The sequence below is a fragment of the Lentibacillus jeotgali genome, from assembly GCF_000224785.1.
Classification (GTDB): domain Bacteria; phylum Bacillota; class Bacilli; order Bacillales; family Amphibacillaceae; genus Lentibacillus; species Lentibacillus jeotgali.
Map to the genome: position 1 here is coordinate 1 of NZ_AGAV01000027.1, position 3019 is coordinate 3019.

General features: G+C 54.1%; 1 rRNA gene. It reads left to right on the forward strand.

Annotation, left to right across the window (positions count from 1 at the left end):
* Positions 1–93: 93 nt before the first annotated feature.
* A 23S ribosomal RNA gene (locus ON01_RS18375) occupies positions 94–3019 on the forward strand.

Below are 3019 nucleotides of genomic sequence, written 5' to 3' on the forward strand. Positions count from 1 at the left end.
AGCAAATCTCTCAGTTGTACCTTGAAAACTAAATAAGAGCAAAGACATTCAATGCGATAAGCGAGACGCGTTCATCAGATGGACGCATGAATTAGTTAAGTGAAGAAGGGCGCACGGTGAATGCCTTGGCACCAGGAGCCGAAGAAGGACGGGACTAACACCGATATGCCCCGGGGAGTCGTAAGTAGACTGAGATCCGGGGATTTCCGAATGGGGCAACCCGCTGTCCGTAATGGGGCAGCGCCTGTGTCTGAATCAATAGGGCACAAGCGGCAGACCCGGGGAACTGAAACATCTCAGTACCCGGTGGAAAAGAAAGCAAATGCGATTTCCCGAGTAGCGGCGAGCGAAACGGAAGCAGCCCAAACCGGAAAGCTGAGCTTTCCGGGGTTGGAGGACACTCCATTGGAGTTATCAAGAAACGTCTTAGACGAATCGATCTGGAATGATCAGCCACAGAAGGTAAGAGCCCTGTAGTCGAAAAGAGGTTTCCTCCGGAGTGGATCCTGAGTACGGCGGAACACGAGGAATTCCGTCGGAATCCGGGAGGACCATCTCCCAAGGCTAAATACTCCCTGGTGACCGATAGTGAACCAGTACCGTGAGGGAAAGGTGAAAAGCACCCCGGAAGGGGAGTGAAAGAGAACCTGAAACCGTGTGCCTACAAGTAGTCGGAGCCCGTTAATGGGTGACGGCGTACCTTTTGTAGAATGGACCGGCGAGTTGCGATCATATGCAAGGTTAAGTGGCAGACACGGAGCCGCAGCGAAAGCGAGTCTGAAGAGGGCGTTAAGAGTATATGGTCGCAGACCCGAAACCGTGTGATCTACCCATGTCCAGGGTGAAGGTCAGGTAACACTGACTGGAGGCCCGAACCCACGTATGCTGAAAAATGCGGGGATGAGGTGTGGGTAGGGGTGAAATGCCAATCGAACACGGAGATAGCTGGTTCTCTCCGAAATAGCTTTAGGGCTAGCCTCAAGGTATGCGTGCTGGAGGTAGAGCACTGATTGGACTAGGGGCCCTCACCGGGTTACCGAATTCAGTCAAACTCCGAATGCCAGAGATGCAAGCCTTGGGAGTCAGACTATGGGTGATAAGGTTCATAGTCGAAAGGGAAACAGCCCAGACCGCCAGCTAAGGTCCCTAAGTATACGTTAAGTGGAAAAGGATGTGGAGTTGCCCAGACAACCAGTATGTTGGCTTAGAAGCAGCCATCATTTAAAGAGTGCGTAATAGCTCACTGGTCGAGTGACTCTGCGCCGAAAATGTACCGGGGCTAAACGTATCACCGAAGCTGCGGATTGTTCTGACGAACAATGGTAGGAGAGCGTTCCAAATGCAGCGAAGTCAGACCGTGAGGACTGGTGGAGCGTTTGGAAGTGAGAATGCCGGTATAAGTAGCGAGAAAAGAGTGAGAATCTCTTTCACCGAAAGCCTAAGGTTTCCTGAGGAAGGCTCGTCCGCTCAGGGTTAGTCGGGACCTAAGCCGAGGCCGAAAGGCGTAGGCGATGGCCAACAGGCAGATATTCCTGTACCACCTCGTGAGCGTTTGAACGATGGGGGGACGCAGCAGGATAAGGAAAGCGCACTGTCGGATAGGTGCGCCCAAGCAGTGAGGAAGTCGGACAGGCAAATCCGTCCGATGATTTCTGAGCTGTGACGGGGAGGGAAAATGAGTACCGAAGTTCCTGATTCCACACTGCCAAGAAAAGCCTCTAGTGAGTTCACAGGTGCCCGTACCGCAAACCGACACAGGCAGGCAAGGAGAGAATCCTAAGGTGATCGGGAGAACTCTCGTTAAGGAACTCGGCAAAATGACCCCGTAACCTCGGGAGAAGGGGTGCTCAGACCGAGTCTGAGCCGCAGTGAATAGGCCCAAGCGACTGTTTAGCAAAAACACAGGTCTCTGCGAAGCCGAAAGGCGAAGTATAGGGGCTGACACCTGCCCGGTGCTGGAAGGTTAAGGGGAAGCGTTAGCGCCTTCGGGCGCGAAGCGGCGAACCGAAGCCCCAGTAAACGGCGGCCGTAACTATAACGGTCCTAAGGTAGCGAAATTCCTTGTCGGGTAAGTTCCGACCCGCACGAAAGGTGCAACGACTTGGGCACTGTCTCAACGAGAGACCCGGTGAAATTATACTATGCGTGAAGATGCGCATTACCCGCGACAGGACGGAAAGACCCCGTGGAGCTTTACTGTAGCCTGATATTGAATGTTGGTACAGCTTGTACAGGATAGGTGGGAGCCGTGGAAACGTGAGCGCCAGCTTACGTGGAGGCATCCGTGGGATACCACCCTGGCTGTACGGACATTCTAACCCAGGACCGTTAGCCGGTCCGGAGACAGTGTCAGGTGGGCAGTTTGACTGGGGCGGTCGCCTCCCAAAAGGTAACGGAGGCGCCCAAAGGTTCCCTCAGAATGGTTGGAAATCATTCGCAGAGTGCAAAGGCAGAAGGGAGCTTGACTGCGAGACTCACAAGTCGAGCAGGGACGAAAGTCGGGCTTAGTGATCCGGTGGTTCCGCATGGAAGGGCCATCGCTCAACGGATAAAAGCTACCCCGGGGATAACAGGCTTATCTCCCCCAAGAGTTCACATCGACGGGGAGGTTTGGCACCTCGATGTCGGCTCATCGCATCCTGGGGCTGTAGTCGGTCCCAAGGGTTGGGCTGTTCGCCCATTAAAGCGGTACGCGAGCTGGGTTCAGAACGTCGTGAGACAGTTCGGTCCCTATCCGTCGTGGGCATTGGAAGTCTGAGAGGAGCTGTCCTTAGTACGAGAGGACCGGGATGGACACACCGCTGGTGTACCAGTTGTTCCGCCAGGAGCACAGCTGGGTAGCTACGTGTGGTCAGGATAAGTGCTGAAAGCATCTAAGCATGAAGCCCCCCTCAAGATGAAACTTCCCATCACGTCAAGTGAGTAAGATCCCTCAGAGACGATGAGGTAGATAGGTCTGAGGTGGAAGCGTGGTGACACGTGGAGCTGACGGATACTAATCGATCGAGGACTTAACTAA